Genomic DNA, 16,039 nt, shown 5'->3' on the forward strand with positions numbered 1-16,039 from the left:
GCCTGCGTCCTCAGGACGCCGGCAGGCGCAGCTCGCCGAGCTTGCGGTCGAGCTTGATGAGCCAGATGCGCGTCGGCCGCTCCAGGTCGGAGCCGCGCGTGATGCGCGCGCCGGTGGCGCCGGCGGGGCAGCCGCTGAGCAGGCCGCTGGTGTCGGCCGTGCAGTCCTCGACGCTGCCGGCCACGGTCTTGCCGTCGGCATCGAGCAGCACCGTACCCAGGCCGAAGTCGTTGTCGTTCACCAGCGCCAGGGTCTGGTCGTCCACGATCGTCAGGCCCTCGGCCTTCTCGGCCAGCCAGCCCAGTGCGTTCAGGTCGAGCAGCTCGGTCTTGCGCATCGCCACCACGCTCGAATAGTCGGCGCCATTCGACGGCGCCTGCGTGATGCTGCTGATCTCCAGGTCGTAGTCGAAGGCCTTGATGTCCGTCGCATTGGCCGGAAGCTCGACCAGCATCAGCTTGTTGAACACCTTGCCGTCGCCCTTGCGCGCGCCCTGCTCGATCACGATGAAGCGGCCGTTGCCCAGGCTCACCACGTCGCCGAGCTTGGCGTTGCCGGTGCGGTCCTTGTCGTACTGGCTGCCGTCGATCGGGTAGGCGTAGAGCTTCGAGGTCTCGGTGGCCGGATCGAAGGCCAGCCAGCGCGTGAATTTCGCGATGTGGCGCACGTCGGTGTTGCTGCCGCCCGGCGGCCTGGCCTTGATCGACTTGCCGCTGGCGTCGCGCGGGTCGATCGGGCTCTGCAGGAAGCCGTGCAGCACGCCGCTCGCCGCATCGATCGTCAAACCTTCCATGCCGCGGTTGGGCCGGCGCCGCGCCAGCACCAGCGGCAGGTCGGCGGCGCCGCTGCCGGGTGCATATTTCTTCTCGACCACGCCGGTCGCCATGTTGATGCGCGCGATGAAGGGGCCGTACTCGTCGCTGGTCCACAGCACGTTGCGCGCCTTGTCGAGCACCAGCGTCTCCGGGTCGAGGCCATTGGCGTCGAAGTTGGCCTTGGCGGCATCGAACACGTAGCGGTCGGTCAGCGGCGTCTCGCCGGTCGAGCCCACGCCCGACTGCGGCGGCAGGCCGCTGATCTTCTTGCCGGCATCGAGCCTGAGCGGCAGGCTCGAGGCGAGCACGGCGCCCGTCTTGCCAACGCGCACGATGCCGAAGCTCGGCGCGAACGACGGCGCCGGGAACACCTTGCTGATGCTGGTGGCGCCATTGCCGCCGGGCACGGGCGCGGTCGGGCCGTCACCGTTCGGGCCGCGGTCCGTGATGGCATAGAACTCGAGCGTGCCGTCGTCCGCCTTGCCCTTGAACGCGAGCCCCGAGCCGTAGGCCGGCAGGAAGCCCTGGGGAAAGTCGGCCTTGATGCTGGCGTTGTCGCCTTCATAGGGCACGTTGAAACTGGCGTCGGCCTGCAGCTGGTAGCGCGTCACGCCGATGCCGATGGCGCCGAGCTGGTTGGTCTGCGTGGCGGTTTCGGTCACGGGGGCGGCCAGGCGCGAGGCCAGGGTGTCCTCGAAGTGCTCGCGCGCCAGCATGCGGCGGGCAGCATCGACGGTGCGCGTGGCGTACGGCGCGGGCAGCGTGGCGAGCACGGCATTGAGCGCGGTGTCGAAGGCGTCGGCCGAGGCGCCGAAGTCGAGCGTGCCCGCCGTCAGCGCGGCCTTGAGCGCAGGCGCCAGCCGGATGCCGTTCGAGGGGTCGCGGTCCTCGTCGAAGCTCTGCAGCGCGAGCAGGCGGTTGACGACCGCATCGGCCTTCACGTCAGTGCCGCCGGCCAGGGTCAGCGGCGTGATCGCCGTGCCGCAGGCCGCGCTGCCGAGCGCGAGCGCGCCGACGCTGAAGGCCACGGTCTCGCCGTCCTTGCAGGTGAATTCGCCATTCGCGTTGGTGCTGGCCGCGGCGCTGCCGCCCGCGGCGTAGTCGAGGCCCTCGACGGCCGCGTCGAGGAAGGTGCCGGTCTTCGATTGCACGGCCGGCGGATTGGTGGTGCCGCCACCGCCCGCCACGGGAAATGCCCACCCTCCTCCTCCACCACCGCCGCTGCCGCCACCGCAGGCGGCCACCAGCGCACCGGCACCCGCGAGCGCCAGCCAGCCCATCCTCGATCCTCTTGTCTTCTTCGCCATCACTTGTCCTTGTTTTGCGCCTGCGCAACAGGCACAGGCCCTGGCGATTAGCGCCGTGGCATGTGACAAGCCAATGAAACCAGGAAGACGGGGTGTGCGTGCTCAGCGGCCGGCGCCGTCGCGCTGCCGGTCCTCGCGCTTGATCGCGAGGTAGGTGTCCAGTTCGATCTCGTGCAGCTGCCGCGGATACCGCTCGGCCGCGGCGAACCAGGAGCGCTCCCGCCGCTCGGCCGGCGCGCCGGCTTCCGAAGAGAGATAGGCGTCGAGCGTGAGGAAGTAGCGCATCGCATTGCGCTCCACCAGCCCGCGCGTGCCGCGGATGTAGTCGGGCTGCCCGTCGGCCTCCTTGCCCACCACGGTGAAGCCCACCTTGTTGCGGCCGAAGGTGGCCAGGTACGCCTGGGTGGCCATGCGAACCATCATGTTGTGGTCGTAGCTGTAGCCGAAATGCAGGAAGCTCCTCTGCGCGTCGAGCGCCACCGCCTCGAGCATGACGCGGTAGTTGCTGGTTCCCAGCGGTCCGTTGGGCGCGTTCATCTCGACCGACAGGTACTCCGGCGTCGCGCTGGCCACGCGATAGGCAAAGGGCAGCTGGAACGCCTGCTCGACCGGCTTGTCGTAGCGCCGCACCACGAACAGCGTCAGCATCTCGCCCCCTTGCGGCGCGGCGCCGGTGCGGCAGCGGCGATTGTTGACGTGCAGCGTGAGCAGCTCGCACCAGCGGGAGGGTTCCTTGAGCGCAGCGCTGATCTCCGGCAGCGAGTGGTCCACCACCGCGTAGATGTCGCCCTGCAGCCCGTTCGGCGTCTCCACCGAGTCGAGCTGGATGGGCCGCCCGAAACCGCTCTGCGCAAGCTTTGCACCCATGCGCTGATGCGTGGCGCGCAACGCCTGCGCCGCGGCCGAGGCCGGTGCGGGCACGGAGTCGGGCGACGCCCCCAGGACATGCGCAGAAGCCGCGAGCAGGACGGCGCCCGCCAGTGTGCGCAACCATGAAGCCGGCAAGTGGAACGGACTGCTCATGGACCACACCATACACAAGAGACGGCCGCCGCCCCGGCAAGGGAGAATCGCGGCCATGTGTCCTCCGATTTCCCGTACGCCATGAAGCGCCACGGCCGGCTCGTCCGCTGGGAGGTCGACCGGGGGTTCGGTTTCATCCGGAGTCCCGAAGTCCCGGCCGATGTGTTCGTGCACCTGCGCGACTTTGTCGACCGGCAACTGAAGCCGGAGGTCGGCATGGAACTGGGCTTCGACGAGATCCACGTGGGCGGCAAGGGGCCGCGCGCGATGGCGGTCCACGCCGTAGGTGCCGCTCAGCCGCGGGCGCGACGGCCTTCCATGTCGCCGCAGGTACGTCGCACCCCAGCCGGTCCGGGCCGGCGCCACGAGCCGGCAACCCCCTCCTCTTCCTCGTCGATGCTGCCCATCGGCGTGCTGCTCCTCGGCTATGCGGGGCTGCTCGGGTATGGCCTGTGGACCGCACGCCTGCCGCCCATCGCCCTGGGCGTGCTGCTGCTGGTCAGCCTGCTGACCTTCGCCGTCTACGGCTTCGACAAGAGCGCCGCGCAGGCCGGCCGCTGGCGCACCGCGGAGAGCACGCTGCACCTGCTGTCGCTGGCGGGTGGCTGGCCGGGCGCGTGGTGTGCGCAGCGGCTCTTTCGCCACAAGTCGCGCAAGGCGAGCTTCATGGCGGTGTACTGGGCCACCGTGCTGCTGAATATCGCCGCCGTGGCGGCCTGGGTCGGCAAGCTGCTGCCGGCGAGCCTGCTCGCGGGCTGAACTCAGCGCGGCTTGCGGATGCTTCCGCGCACCGGGCCGGCCGATGCCTTGCGCGGCGGCGCCGAACCGTTGTCCCGCGGCGGCAGGCCGGTGTGCTGCGTGAGGATGCGGCCCTTCGAGGGCTTCACGGGCGCCAGCCGGACCGGCGCCGACGCCTTGGCTGCCACCGGCGCGGAGGTCGAGTTCTTGCGCCGCGCGCTCGTGTAGCCACCATCGGTCAGCGGCTGCCACGTCGGGATCAGGTGGTGCTTGCCATTGCCGATCAGGTCGGCGCGGCCCATGCTCTTCAAGGCCTCGCGCAGCAGCGGCCAGTTGTTGGCATCGTGGTAGCGCAGGAAGGCCTTGTGCAGGCGGCGGCGCTTGTCGCCGCGCACGATGTCCACCGTCTCGCTCTCGCGCGTGATCTTGCGCAGCGGGTTCTTGTTGGTGTGGTACATCGTGGTGGCCGTGGCCATCGGGCTCGGGTAGAACGTTTGCACCTGGTCGGCGCGGAAGCCGTTCTTCTTGAGCCAGATCGCGAGGTTCATCATGTCCTCGTCGCTGGTGCCCGGATGCGCGGCAATGAAGTACGGAATCAGGTACTGCTTCTTGCCCGCCTCGGCCGAGAACTTCTCGAACATCTGCTTGAACTTGTCGTAGCTGCCGATGCCGGGCTTCATCATCTTGGTGAGCGGGCCCTGCTCGGTGTGCTCGGGCGCGATCTTCAGATAGCCGCCGACGTGGTGCTGCACCAGTTCCTTCACGTATTCGGGCGACTGCACGGCCAGGTCGTAGCGCAGGCCGGAGCCGATCAGGATCTTCTTGATGCCCTTGAGCGCACGCGCGCGGCGGTAGATCTTGATCAGCGGATCGTGGTTGGTGCCCAGGTTCGGGCAGATGCCGGGGTACACGCAGCTGGGCTTGCGGCACGCCGACTCGATCTCGGGGCTCTTGCATCCCAGGCGGTACATGTTGGCCGTGGGCCCGCCGAGGTCGGAGATGGTGCCGGTGAAGCCGCTCACGCTGTCGCGGATGGCCTCGACCTCCTTGATGATCGATTCTTCCGAGCGGCTCTGGATGATGCGGCCCTCATGCTCGGTGATCGAGCAGAAGGTGCAGCCGCCGAAGCAGCCGCGCATGATGTTCACGCTGAAGCGGATCATTTCCCACGCGGGGATCTTGGTGGCGCCGTCGTGGCTGCCGTTCTCGTCGGCGTAGCGCGGATGCGGGCTGCGCGCATACGGCAGGTCGAACACGTGGTCCATCTCGGCCGTGGTGAGCGGAATGGGCGGCGGGTTGATCCACACATCGCGCGCGGTGGCGCCCTCGCCGTGCGCCTGCACCAGCGCGCGGGCGTTGCCAGGGTTGGTCTCCAGGTGCAGCACGCGGTTGGCGTGGGCATAGAGCACCGGGTCGGCGCGCACCTGTTCGTACGACGGCAGGCGGATCACGCTGCGGTCGCGCGGCGGCACCTTGATTCTTGCGCGCTGCTGGAGCGCGGGGTTCGGCATGAAGGTCAGCGGCTTGATGGCCGGGTTCACCGGATTCGCCGCCGCAGCACCTGCCTCGGCGGCCTGCGCCACGGCCTGGGCCTCGTCTTCCTTCGCGCAGGTGGCGCCGTTGGCCTTGGCCTGCTCGGACACCATCAGGTACGGGTTGACGTGGGCCTCGACGCGGCCGGGTTCGTCCACGCTGGTGGAGTTGATCTCGAACCAGTCCGCGGGCGTGTCGCGCCGAACGAAGGCGGTGCCGCGCACGTCGGTGATCTCGTGCACCGGTTCGCGGGCCGCCAGCCGGTGCGCGATCTCGACGATGGCGCGCTCGGCGTTGCCGTACAGCAGCAGGTCGCACTTGGCATCGACCACGATCGAGCGGCGGACCTTGTCCTGCCAGTAATCGTAGTGGGCGATGCGGCGCAGCGACCCTTCGATGCCGCCGAGGATGATCGGCACGTCGTTCCAGGCTTCCTTGCAGCGCTGCGAATACACGATGGCCGCGCGGTCGGGCCTGGCGCCGCCGACATCGCCGGGCGTGTAGGCGTCGTCGCTGCGGATCTTCCGGTCCGCCGTGTAGCGGTTGATCATCGAATCCATGTTGCCGGCGGTCACGCCGAAGAACAGGTTCGGCTTGCCCAGCGCCTTGAAGGGCTCGGCACTCTGCCAGTCGGGCTGGGCAATGATGCCCACGCGGAAGCCCTGCGCCTCGAGCATGCGGCCGATCACGGCCATGCCGAAGCTCGGGTGGTCGACGTAGGCGTCGCCCGTCACCACGATGATGTCGCAGCTGTCCCAGCCGAGCGCGTCCATTTCCTTGCGCGTGGTCGGCAGGAATTTGGCCGTGCCGAAACGGGCCGCCCAGTACTTGCGGTAGCTGGTCAGCGGCTTGGCGGCACGCGCAAAGAAGGAGACGTCGACGGGGGCGTTCATCAGTGGGGAAGTTGGCAGCGGACGGCTTGGCGGGCACGGCGCGGCAGTGGGCAACCCGCGATTTTAGGGTTTTCCACCACTTCTGTCGCGCTGGCGGCTGTTGACGCGCCTGAAGCAAGGCCTTTAAATAGTTGCTTCAGTCAATCAATAACATGACAACAGCAACCATTTCAGGCAATTTGCCCGCACCCGACGCCGCCGCGGTCAAGGCGGTCCGGCGCTTCAACCGCTTCTACACGAGCCGCATCGGCGTGCTCGACCCCTACCTTGGCAGCGACATGTCGCTCACCGATGTCAGGGTGCTTTACGAGCTGGCCCACCGGGAAACGCCCGTGGCCAGCGAGATCGGCCGCGACCTGCGGCTCGACGCCGGCTACATGAGCCGCATCCTGCGCCGCTTCGAGGCCGCCGGCTGGCTCACGCGCTCGCCCCATCCGCGCGACGCTCGGCAAAGCGTGCTGCACCTCACCGAAGCCGGCCACGCAGCCTTTGCGCCGCTGCAACAGAAATCGCGCGACGAGGCCGCCGCCCTGCTTGCGCCGATGCCTGCGCACGACCGCCAGCAGGTGATCGATGCCATGGCCCGCATCGAGCGCGTGCTCGATCCGGCTGCGGCCCCTGCGGCGCGCACGCGCACCATCGTGCTGCGCGGCCCGCTGCCCGGCGACATGGGCTGGGTGGTGCAGCAGCACGGCGAGCTCTATGCACGCGAGTACGGCTGGAACAGCGAGTTCGAAGCGCTGGTGGCCGACATCGTGGCCCAGTTCGTGCGCAAGTTCCAGCCCGCGTGGGAGAAGTGCTGGATCGCCGAGCTCGACGGCGAACGCGTGGGCGCGGTCTTCGTGGTGCGCAAGTCGGCCTCCACGGCCCAGCTGCGCCTGCTGCTGCTCTCGCCATCGGCGCGCGGCCTGGGCCTGGGCGCGCGCCTGACGGACGAATGCATTGCCTTCGCGCGCGCCAAGGGCTATCGCAAGATGGTGCTCTGGACCAACAGCTGCCTCGCGGCCGCGCGCGCCATCTACGCCAAGCGGGGCTTCAGGCTCGACAAGGCCGAGCCCTATGAAGGCTTCGGCCAGCAGCTCGTGGGCGAGACCTGGTCGCTCAAGCTGCAGTAGACGAAGCGGTGCGCCGCCCCCTGAGCCACAGCTTCCTGAGCAGGGGCGCGAGCCACACCAGCAGCACCACGGCCGCCAGCGAAGCGGCAATCGGCCGCGACACGAAGCCGGCCAGGTTGCCGTCCGACTTGATCATCGAGGTGATGAAGTTCTCCTCGAGCATGCCGCCGAGCACCACGCCGAGGATCGCCGGCGCAACCGGAAAGCCGTTCTCCTCGAGCAGGTAGGCCACGATGCCGGCCGCAAGCATCACGCCCACGTCGAACAGCGAGTTGTTGATGGCGAACGCACCGACGATGCAGAACAGCAGGATGAGCGGCATCAGCACGTTGCGCGGCACCCGCAGGATGCGCTTGGCCACCTTGATGCACAGGATGCCCATCGGAACCATGATGATGTTGGCAATGATGAACAGCATGAACACCGCATAGATGTTCTGCGGGTTGGTGGTGAAAAGCGTCGGCCCCGGATTGAGGTTCTTCATGTAGAGCACGCCGATCACGATGGCCGTGATCGAGTCGCCCGGAATGCCGAACACCAGCGCCGGGATCCACGCGCCGGCGAGCGCGCTGTTGTTGGCCGAACCCGACTCGACAATGCCTTCGACATGTCCGGTGCCGAACTTCTCGGGCTCCTTGGAGAACTTCTTGCTCGTGGCATACGACATCCACGCCGCGATGTCGGCACCCGCTCCGGGCAGCGCACCCACTGCGGTGCCCAGCACGCTGCCGCGCAGTATCTGCACCGGGTATTTCTTGGCCAGCGCCCACTGCCCCGCAAGCACGCGGCCCACTTTCTCGACCACGATCTCGCCCGGCGGCAGCGTGTCGACTGCGAAGCGGATCACCTCCGAGACGGCGAACATGCCGATCATCATCGGGATCATGCCGATGCCGCCGGTCATCTCGGCATTGCCGAAGGTGAAGCGTGGAAAGCCCGCCGGATTGCCGAGCCCCACGCACGCCACCAGCAGGCCGAGCAGCAGCGTGACCATTCCCTTCAGCGGCCGGTCGGAGGTGATGAACACCGCGCAGGTCAGGCCCAGCAGCACGAGCCAGAAGTACTCGAAGGAACTGAAGTTGAGTGCGAAGTCGGCCAGCGCGGGCGCCGCCACGATCAGCACCACCGTGCCGAAAAGGCCGCCCACGGCCGAGAACACGAGCCCCGCGCCCAGTGCCGTCTCGGCCATGCCCTTGCGCGTCATCGCGAAGGCTTCGTCGGTGTAGGCGGCAGATGCGGGCGTGCCCGGAATGCGCAGCAGGCAGCCCGGAATGTCGCCGGAAAAGATGGCCATGGCAGTGGCCGTCACCATGGCTGCAATGGCCGGAATCGGCTGCATGAAGAAGGTGACCGGCACCAGCAGCGCCACCGCCATGGTGGCGGACAGCCCCGGCACCGCGCCGACGAACAGGCCATAGAGCGAGGCCAGCACCATCACGAGGATGGTGTAGGGCTCGAAGACCATCGAGAAAGCCTGCAAGAGTGCTGCGGACATGGATGGATGTTTCCGGTTACCAGGCGATGGGCGTCAGGACGCCCCAGGGAAGCGGTACGCGCAGCAGCTTGTAGAACGCGGTATGGATCACCAGCGTGGCAATCAGCGCGATCAGCAGTGCGCGGCCCGGCGGCACGCGCATGGCGAGCATCAGCGCCAGCAGCGAGACGGCCGCAGTCGGCAGGAAGCCGAGCCGCTCGGAGGCGAACATGTAGAACAGCACCGCTCCGATGACCAGTGCGGCGGCCAGCACGTGGCGCGGCGAAGCCGCCCAGTCGCCGAGCCGCACCCAGGCCGCGGCGCGGCGCTCGCGCCAGCCCTTGGCCAGCAGCATCGCGCCGCAGATGCACAAGCCGATGGCCAGCAGCCCCGGAAACAGCGCCGGCCCCACCTGCTGGCCCGGTATGCCGGGATAGCCCTGCACCACGGCAAGCACCACGATACCGAGCGCCAGCAGGATCGCGCCGAAGATCGCGTCGTTGAATTTCATCGCACCGCACCTCCGCCGGGCGCGGTCGCGCGCCGTCCGGCGCTCACTTGACGATACCCACGGCCTTCATCGTTGCGCCGAGCTCGGCATCGGACTTGGCCATGTAGGCGGCGAAGTCGTCGGGGCCCGCATAGATCACGCCAAAGCCGCGCGAGGCCATGAAGTCGGTGTACTCCTTGCTTGCCACCACTTTCTTGAGCGCGCCCGCGAGCTTGTCGCGCACGTCGGCGGGCAGCCCCTTGGGCGCGACGATGCCGCGCCAGGCCGCCATCGACCAGTCGCTGCCGACGGCAGCCTTGAGCGTGGGCACGCTGGGATACAGCGCCGAGGGCTTGTCGCTCATGATTGCAAGGCTCTTGACCTTGCCCGCATCGATCAGCGAACGCGCCTCGGGCAGCGAGACCGGCGCGATGTCCACACCGCCCGCCACCACGTCCTGCAGGCCCGGCGCGGCGCCATTGCTCGGCACCCACGGCACGGCCGCGGGGTCGATCTTCTGGTCGCGCAAGAGGCCCGCGATGGCCAGGTGCCAGATGCCGCCCTGCCCCGTGCCGGAGGCCTTGAGCTTGCCGGGACTGGCCTTGATGGCCGCCAGCAGTTCGGCCACGGTCTTGTAGGGCGCGTCGGCGCGCACCTGGATGCCGGCCGGGTCGAGATTGGCCAGGCCGATCGGCGTGTACGAGGCACTGGTCAGCGGCGTCAGCCCCTGCCAGTGCATCATGCCGATCTCGACCGTGGCCATGCCGATGGTGTAGCCGTCAGGCGGCGCGGCGGCAATGGCCGCATGGCCCACCACGCCGTTGCCGCCGGTACGGTTCACCACCGTCATCGGCTGGCCGAGTTCCTTTTCGAGCAGGCTTGCGATGATGCGCGCCGTGGCATCGGTGCCGCCGCCCGCGCCCCATGGAACGATCAGCGTGACGGGACGGCTGGGATACGCCTGGGCAGCCGCGGGCGCCGCCGCGGCCAACATGGCAAGCCCTGCTGCGAGGCCTGCGGCATGGGCCACGAAGGAGCGGCGCGAAAAGAAGCCGGCTGAACGAACACGCATGGTTTTGTCTCCTGGCGGAAGTCATTGGTATGACGATTGAACGGCAAACAGGTTTTTCTCACAGTTCGCTCGCCAGAGACATTAGGGTGAACCATCGTGCGCCGCATGCGGCGAGGTGGTTTCGCTACTGCATGAACCAGCCATGGCTCACCACCAGCGACTGGCCGGTCAGCGCATTGGTCGGGAAGGCCGCGAACAGCAGCGCCACGCGCGCCACGTCGTCGGTGGTGGTGAATTCGCCATCGACCGTTTCCTTCAGCATCACGTTCTTGACGACCTGTTCCTCGGTGATGCCGAGCGTCTTCGCCTGCTCGGGAATCTGCTTCTCGACCAGCGGCGTGCGCACGAAGCCCGGGCAGATCACGTTGGCGCGCACGCCGTGCTTCGCGCCTTCCTTCGCCACCGTCTTGGCCAGGCCGATGAGCCCGTGCTTGGCTGTGACGTAGGGCGCCTTCAGCAGCGAAGCTTCCTTGGAGTGCACCGATCCCATGTAGATCACACTGCCGCCGCGGCCCTGGGCATACATGTGCTTGAGACAGGCCTTGGTGGTGAGAAAGGCGCCGTCGAGGTGGATCGCGAGCATCTTCTTCCAGTCGGCAAAACTGAATTCCTCGACCGGATGAACAATCTGCACGCCCGCGTTGCTGACCAGGATGTCGATGCCGCCGAAGGCCTTGGCGGCCTCCTCGACCGAGGCATCGACCTGCTCTTCGCTGGTCACGTCCACCGCCACGCCCATGGCCTGTGCGCCCGTCGCCTGGAGCTCGGCCGCGGTGGCGTCGGCGGCCTGCTTGTTGAGGTCGGCAATGACGACCTTGGCACCCTCGCGCGCGAACAGAATGGCAATCTCCTTGCCGATGCCGCTGGCCGAACCGGTGATGTAGGCGACCTTGTCCTTGAGTTGCATGGTGAATGTCCTTGAGGTTGAAAAAAGGAAAACGGGATTGCAGTAATCAGGCGAGCGCTGCCTGCATTCAGCGCGACAGCCCGGGACGCTTGACGCGCCCGACGCCGGGCTCGCCGAGGTCGAAGGTGGTCACGCCGTTCACGGTGGCGTCGCTGCGCAGCGTCTCGGGGTGCGCCAGCGTGCGCCGCATGTCGCGTGCGCCGGCCTCCCAATGCTCTTCGACGGCGGCGCGCGAGAACTCGTAGTCCTTCGATTCGACCTCGTAGGGCTTGTCGCGGTAGATCAGGTGAAAGATGTCGATCGGGTGGTGCGTGAGCTCGGCCTGCACCGCCAGCACCGAAGGGTCATTGCGCAGGTGCGCCGGCAGCTTGGAGATCAGGTCCGCAATGGCCTGCTGCAGGTTCAGGTTGGCGGCCAATGCATCGGTGTTCATGCGGGTGCGGCTCGAATAGGTGATGTCCTTCTGCCGCTCCATCACGCCCGACAGCGTGCGCGGCATCTCGCCGCGCGCATTGAAAAGATCGACCTGCAGCACCACCAGCGGCTCGGAGCGCGGATGGATGTCGAGCACGTACTGCAGCGGCGTGTTCGAGACGATGCCGCCGTCCCAGTAGTCGTCGCCGTCGATGCTGACCGGCGCAAAGCCCGGCGGCAGCGCGCCGCTGGCCATGATGTGCTCGGGGCCGATGCGCTGGCGCGTGTTGTCGAAGTACACCGAGTTGCCGGTGCGCACGTCGACCGCGCCCACGCTGAAGCGCGCCTCGCAGGCGTTGATGCGGTCGAAGTCGATCAGGCGCTCGAGCGTGAGCCTGAGCGGCGTCGTGTCGTAGTAGCTCAGGAGCGGCGCCGCGGCGCCCATCAGCAGCGTGGGCGAATAACGCGGCTCGAAGAAGCCCGGAATGCCCACCAGCATCGCCATGCTGGCGCTCCACTGATTCTGCGTCGCGCGGTCGCCCAGCCATGACGGCAGGCGCTGCGCCGGTCCGGAAGACACCAGGTGCCAGAACTCGCGCAGCCGTTCGACCCGCTTGTCGGGCGCGTTGCCCGCGATCAGCGCCGCGTTGATGGCGCCGATGGAGACGCCGGCAATCCAGTGCGGCTGCAGGTCGGTCTCGCTGAGCGCGGCATACACGCCGGCCTGGTAGGCGCCGAGCGCGCCGCCGCCCTGCAGCACCAGCGCCTTGCGCGCGGCGCGCATGTCCTCGCGGCGGGCCTCGAAAGTGTTGAGGGTTTTCCTGCTTGCGGCACTTGGCTTCCTGGGCGTCTTCGTCGTCATATGGCGTCATTTGACACCAGCCCGGCTGCCGCAAGCTGACCACGGCGCCTTACATCTTGGGCAGCATCTGTCCCCGGATCTCGCCGGCCGGGTTGGCGGCGGTGTGGATGTTGGCGTACCACTTGCCGGCGCTCAGGTCGGCCGCCTGCGCCGGCGTGAGCGTGGCCTGGCCCTCGATCGGGCTGGCGGCATTGGCAAAGGGCAGCACCACGCCGGCATTGGCGCCCGCGGCCGCAGGGCCGTGGAAGTGCGCGCCCGTGGCCGGGCCGCTCAGGCCGCTGTAGGTGATCTTGTACTTCAGGACATTGGTGTCCCGGTTGAGCCAGGCCTCCGCCAAGCCGCTGCCGCGCGTCATGTTGGGCGGCACTTCGCTGGCGGCGTTCATCGCGCCACTGAAGCTCGCGGTGTTCGACCTGGACATCATTCCGCAGCCGGCCAGCGCGGCACTGGCCACGCCGGCGATGAGGGTTGCGCGCAAAAAGCTGCCATATCGGGTCATGAGCTTTGTCTCCTGAGTTATGAACACCGTTAAAGCATAGGCAGGCCTTGCCATTCGCCTTGTCGGCCACCACCGCGACTTTGCCGGCCGGCTGCATGCTGAAAGAGAATGCGGCAATGAGCCTTGCCGACCTTCCCCCCGCCCGCGACATCGTCGACTTCTGGCGCAATGCCGGACCCGAACGATGGTTTGCCAAGAACGAAGCCTTCGACGCCGAATTCGGCGGGCGCTTTCTCGCCGCCCACGAAGCCGCCGCGCGCGGCGACCTCGACCATTGGGCGCACGACGCCGAGGGCGCCCTGGCGTTGCTGGTGCTGCTCGACCAGTTTCCGCGCAACACCTGGCGCGGAAATGCCCGCATGCTGGCGACCGACGCCAAGGCGCTGGCCATCGCCCGCCAGGCGATCGAATCCGGCCTCGACCTGAAGGCCGGCGAAGACCTGCGGCGCTTCTTCTACCTGCCCTTCATGCACTCGGAATCGCTGGACGACCAGCAGCGCTCGGTCGAGCTCAACGCCGCGCTCGATGCCAACACCCAGCGCTTCGCGGTGCTGCACCGCGACATCATTGCGCGCTTCGGCCGCTTTCCGCACCGCAACAGGCTGCTCGGACGCGCCAGCAGCGCCGAGGAGCAGCGCTTCCTCGACGAGGGCGGCTTCGCGGGATAGCCAGGGCCTGAACAGGCCCTACCGCTGCGGCAGCGGGTCCGAGCGCGTCGGCGAAGGATTCGCATCGCCGCGGCCCTCCAGGTCCTTGAGCGAGCCATAGGTCTTGGCATACACCCAGGTGAATTCGGCCCCGAGCAGGAAGATCTGCGCCGAGTAGTACACCCACACCAGCACCACCACCAGCGAACCCGCGGCGCCGTAGCCCGAGGCCACGCTGCTCTTGCCGATGTACAGGCCGATGAGGTGCTTGCCGATGGTGAACAGCAGCGCCGTGACCGCCGCGCCCACCCACACGTCGCGCCACTGCACCTTGGTGCGCGGCATGATCTTGTAGATCATCGCGAAGATGACCGTCACCATCGCAAAGCTGAAGACGAAGTTCACCGCCTGCGCCAGCGTGGCCCAGCCGCCGAACACCGGCGCCCACCACTTGCTGAGCGCCGCCAGCGCCGCACTGGCCACCAGCGACACCATCAGCAGGAAGCCGATGGCCATGATCATGCTGAACGACAGCAGCCGCACGCGCAAAAGGTTGAACAGGCCCTTGCTCTTGGTGCGCGCCGGTGCCCGCCAGATGCGGTCGAGCGCGTCCTGCAGTTCGCCGAAGACGGTGGTCGCGCCGATCACCAGCAGGCCGATGCCGGCCACCGTGGCCACGATGCCTTCGGCCGGCTTGTTGACCGCCTGCAGCATGCCCTGCACCGCGGCCGCGCCCTGCTCGCCCATGAGGCCGGAAAGCTGCGCGAAGATCTCGCCGCGCGCGGCTTCCTGGCCGAACACCAGGCCGGCCACCGAGATCACGATCAAGAGCAGCGGCGCAATCGAGAACACCGTGTAGTAAGCCAGTGCGGCGCCCATGCTCGGCGCGTAGTCGTTGGACCAGGAGGCGACGGCCTGCTTGCAGAGATCGAAGAGCGCGCGGATTTGCATGGCGGTGGAGTCTCCCTTTGAGTGATGCAGGGGCATGTCAGCCCGGTGCCCGGCATGTTGCAGGCCTGGCTACGATAATCGCTCCCACATGCATCCGTCTCCTTCAGGCGCGGCAGCGCCGCCAGCCCCTGCACAACCGAAGTCGCCACGCGACCTTTTTGTTTCCTTCACCTGGCTTGCGCTGCAAGGCTTCGGTGGCGTGCTGGCCATCGTCCAGCGCGAGATGGTGGAGAAAAAGCGCTGGCTCACGCCCGAGCAGTTCCTGGAAGACTGGGCCGTGGCCCAGGTGATGCCGGGGCCGAACGTGATCAACCTCGCGCTGATGATCGGCGACCGCTACTTCGGCCTGCGTGGCGCCATTGCCGCGGTGGCCGGCATGCTAGCGATACCGCTCGTGGTGATCCTGGTGCTGGCCGTGCTCTATGCCCACTACGCCGCCAACCCGCAGGTGGCCGCCGCACTGCGCGGCATGGGCGCCGTGTCGGGCGGGCTGATCGCCGCCACCGGCATCAAGCTGATTCCGCAGCTGCGCAAGCACCCGCTGGGCTTTGCCACCTGCCTGGCATTCGTCGCGCTGGTGTTCGGCGCCATCGCGCTGTTCAAGATGCCGCTCGGCTGGGTGCTGCTGGCCGTGGGCGGCGTGGCCTGTGCGTGGACCTGGCGCAGGATTGCCGCATGAGCCAACTGACCATCGCCATGCAATGGCACGACTGGCTCGCGCTCTTCGGCCAGTACCTGCTGCTGTCGCTGCTGTCGATCAGCGGCGCCATCACCACCGTCCCGGACATGCACCGCTACCTCGTCGCGCAGCACGGCTGGCTCACCGAGGCACAGTTCAGTTCCTCGGTGGCCATCGCCCAGGCCGCGCCGGGGCCGAACGTGCTCTTCGTCGCGCTGATGGGCTGGAACGTCGGGCTCAACGCGGGCGGCGGCATCGGCGCGGGGCCGGGTGCCTGGCTGCTGGGCCTGTTCGGGCTCATGGTCACCATGCTCGGCATCATGCTGCCGAGCACCACCCTCACCTACCTGGCCACGCGCTGGGGCCACCGCAACCGCGACCGCCGCGGCGTGCGCGCCTTCAAGCAGGGCATGGCGCCGGTGGTGGTGGGCCTGCTGATCGCCACCGGCTGGGTGCTGGCGGCGGGTAACCATGCCGGCGACGCGCCTGCATGGCATCTGTGGCTGCTGACCGCGGTGGCCGCGCTTATCGTCTGGCGCACGCGCATCCACCTGCTCTGGCTGCTGGGCGCGGGTGCGCTGCTCGGTGCCGTGGGCTTCGTCTGATCCTCGTTCTCTTCC

15 protein-coding genes are annotated in these 16,039 nt (G+C 68.0%); 5 read left to right on the forward strand and 10 right to left on the reverse strand.

Going from position 1 to position 16,039, the window contains the following annotated elements:
- Window positions 1–10: 10 nt before the first annotated feature.
- Both EJO66_RS17475 and EJO66_RS17480 read right to left on the reverse strand, forming a co-directional pair.
- Complete coding sequence (locus EJO66_RS17475) at window positions 11–2,122, reverse strand: esterase-like activity of phytase family protein (RefSeq protein ID WP_240648598.1); 2,112 nt, start codon at window positions 2,120–2,122, stop codon at window positions 11–13.
- Window positions 2,123–2,224: 102 nt separating this feature from the next.
- On the reverse strand, window positions 2,225–3,145 hold the full coding sequence (locus EJO66_RS17480) for a hypothetical protein (protein ID WP_223262201.1): 921 nt from the start codon (window positions 3,143–3,145) through the stop codon (window positions 2,225–2,227).
- 57 nt (window positions 3,146–3,202) lie between these two features.
- Between EJO66_RS17480 and EJO66_RS17485 the strand changes: the two genes are divergently transcribed.
- Window positions 3,203–3,904 carry a DUF1294 domain-containing protein gene (locus tag EJO66_RS17485; protein WP_125965694.1) on the forward strand — a complete coding sequence of 234 codons (702 nt, stop codon included), beginning with the start codon at window positions 3,203–3,205 and terminating at the stop codon, window positions 3,902–3,904.
- A 2-nt stretch (window positions 3,905–3,906) separates the two neighbouring features.
- On the opposite strand, the gene EJO66_RS17490 is transcribed toward EJO66_RS17485, so the two are convergent.
- A complete protein-coding gene (locus EJO66_RS17490) occupies window positions 3,907–6,309 on the reverse strand; it encodes a YgiQ family radical SAM protein (RefSeq protein ID WP_124957701.1) in 2,403 nt (800 codons plus the stop codon).
- Window positions 6,310–6,461: 152 nt separating this feature from the next.
- Here EJO66_RS17490 and EJO66_RS17495 point away from each other — a divergent pair, with 152 nt between their 5' ends.
- Entirely contained in the window at window positions 6,462–7,424 is a 963-nt protein-coding gene (locus tag EJO66_RS17495) for a bifunctional helix-turn-helix transcriptional regulator/GNAT family N-acetyltransferase (RefSeq protein ID WP_124957700.1), read from the forward strand.
- Here EJO66_RS17495 and EJO66_RS17500 read toward each other — a convergent pair.
- From EJO66_RS17500 to EJO66_RS17525, 6 genes are all read right to left on the reverse strand, one after another.
- Window positions 7,411–8,919, reverse strand: coding sequence for a tripartite tricarboxylate transporter permease (locus EJO66_RS17500; protein WP_124957699.1), 1,509 nt, complete (start codon window positions 8,917–8,919; stop codon window positions 7,411–7,413). The two genes, EJO66_RS17495 and EJO66_RS17500, sit on opposite strands and share 14 nt — an antisense overlap.
- Window positions 8,920–8,935: 16 nt before the next feature.
- Window positions 8,936–9,409 (reverse strand): tripartite tricarboxylate transporter TctB family protein, encoded by a 474-nt coding sequence (locus EJO66_RS17505; protein ID WP_124957698.1) that lies wholly within the window; start codon window positions 9,407–9,409, stop codon window positions 8,936–8,938.
- Window positions 9,410–9,452: 43 nt separating this feature from the next.
- Complete coding sequence (locus EJO66_RS17510) at window positions 9,453–10,460, reverse strand: tripartite tricarboxylate transporter substrate binding protein (protein ID WP_124957697.1); 1,008 nt, start codon at window positions 10,458–10,460, stop codon at window positions 9,453–9,455.
- 124 nt (window positions 10,461–10,584) lie between these two features.
- Complete coding sequence (locus EJO66_RS17515) at window positions 10,585–11,367, reverse strand: 3-hydroxybutyrate dehydrogenase (RefSeq protein ID WP_124957696.1); 783 nt, start codon at window positions 11,365–11,367, stop codon at window positions 10,585–10,587.
- A gap of 67 nt (window positions 11,368–11,434) precedes the next feature.
- Window positions 11,435–12,643, reverse strand: coding sequence for a patatin-like phospholipase family protein (locus EJO66_RS17520; RefSeq protein ID WP_125965695.1), 1,209 nt, complete (start codon window positions 12,641–12,643; stop codon window positions 11,435–11,437).
- Between the two features lie 49 nt (window positions 12,644–12,692).
- The gene (locus EJO66_RS17525; protein WP_124957694.1) at window positions 12,693–13,142 is read right to left on the reverse strand and encodes a CHRD domain-containing protein; all 450 of its coding nucleotides are present in this window, start codon (window positions 13,140–13,142) and stop codon (window positions 12,693–12,695) included.
- Between the two features lie 116 nt (window positions 13,143–13,258).
- On the opposite strand from EJO66_RS17525, the gene EJO66_RS17530 reads away from it, so the two are divergent.
- The gene (locus EJO66_RS17530; protein ID WP_124957693.1) at window positions 13,259–13,810 is read left to right on the forward strand and encodes a DUF924 family protein; all 552 of its coding nucleotides are present in this window, start codon (window positions 13,259–13,261) and stop codon (window positions 13,808–13,810) included.
- Between the two features lie 18 nt (window positions 13,811–13,828).
- On the opposite strand, the gene EJO66_RS17535 is transcribed toward EJO66_RS17530, so the two are convergent.
- Window positions 13,829–14,740, reverse strand: coding sequence for a YihY/virulence factor BrkB family protein (locus tag EJO66_RS17535; protein ID WP_124957692.1), 912 nt, complete (start codon window positions 14,738–14,740; stop codon window positions 13,829–13,831).
- A gap of 88 nt (window positions 14,741–14,828) precedes the next feature.
- Between EJO66_RS17535 and EJO66_RS17540 the strand changes: the two genes are divergently transcribed.
- Window positions 14,829–15,419, forward strand: a complete 591-nt coding sequence (locus EJO66_RS17540; protein ID WP_124957691.1) for a chromate transporter — start codon at window positions 14,829–14,831, stop codon at window positions 15,417–15,419.
- On the forward strand, window positions 15,416–16,024 hold the full coding sequence (locus tag EJO66_RS17545) for a chromate transporter (RefSeq protein WP_185738275.1): 609 nt from the start codon (window positions 15,416–15,418) through the stop codon (window positions 16,022–16,024). Before EJO66_RS17540 ends, EJO66_RS17545 begins: the two co-directional genes overlap by 4 nt.
- The last annotated feature ends 15 nt before the right edge of the window (window positions 16,025–16,039 follow it).

Origin of the sequence: Variovorax beijingensis (genome assembly GCF_003951285.1) — a bacterium.
In the GTDB taxonomy this organism is placed as follows: domain Bacteria; phylum Pseudomonadota; class Gammaproteobacteria; order Burkholderiales; family Burkholderiaceae_C; genus Variovorax; species Variovorax beijingensis.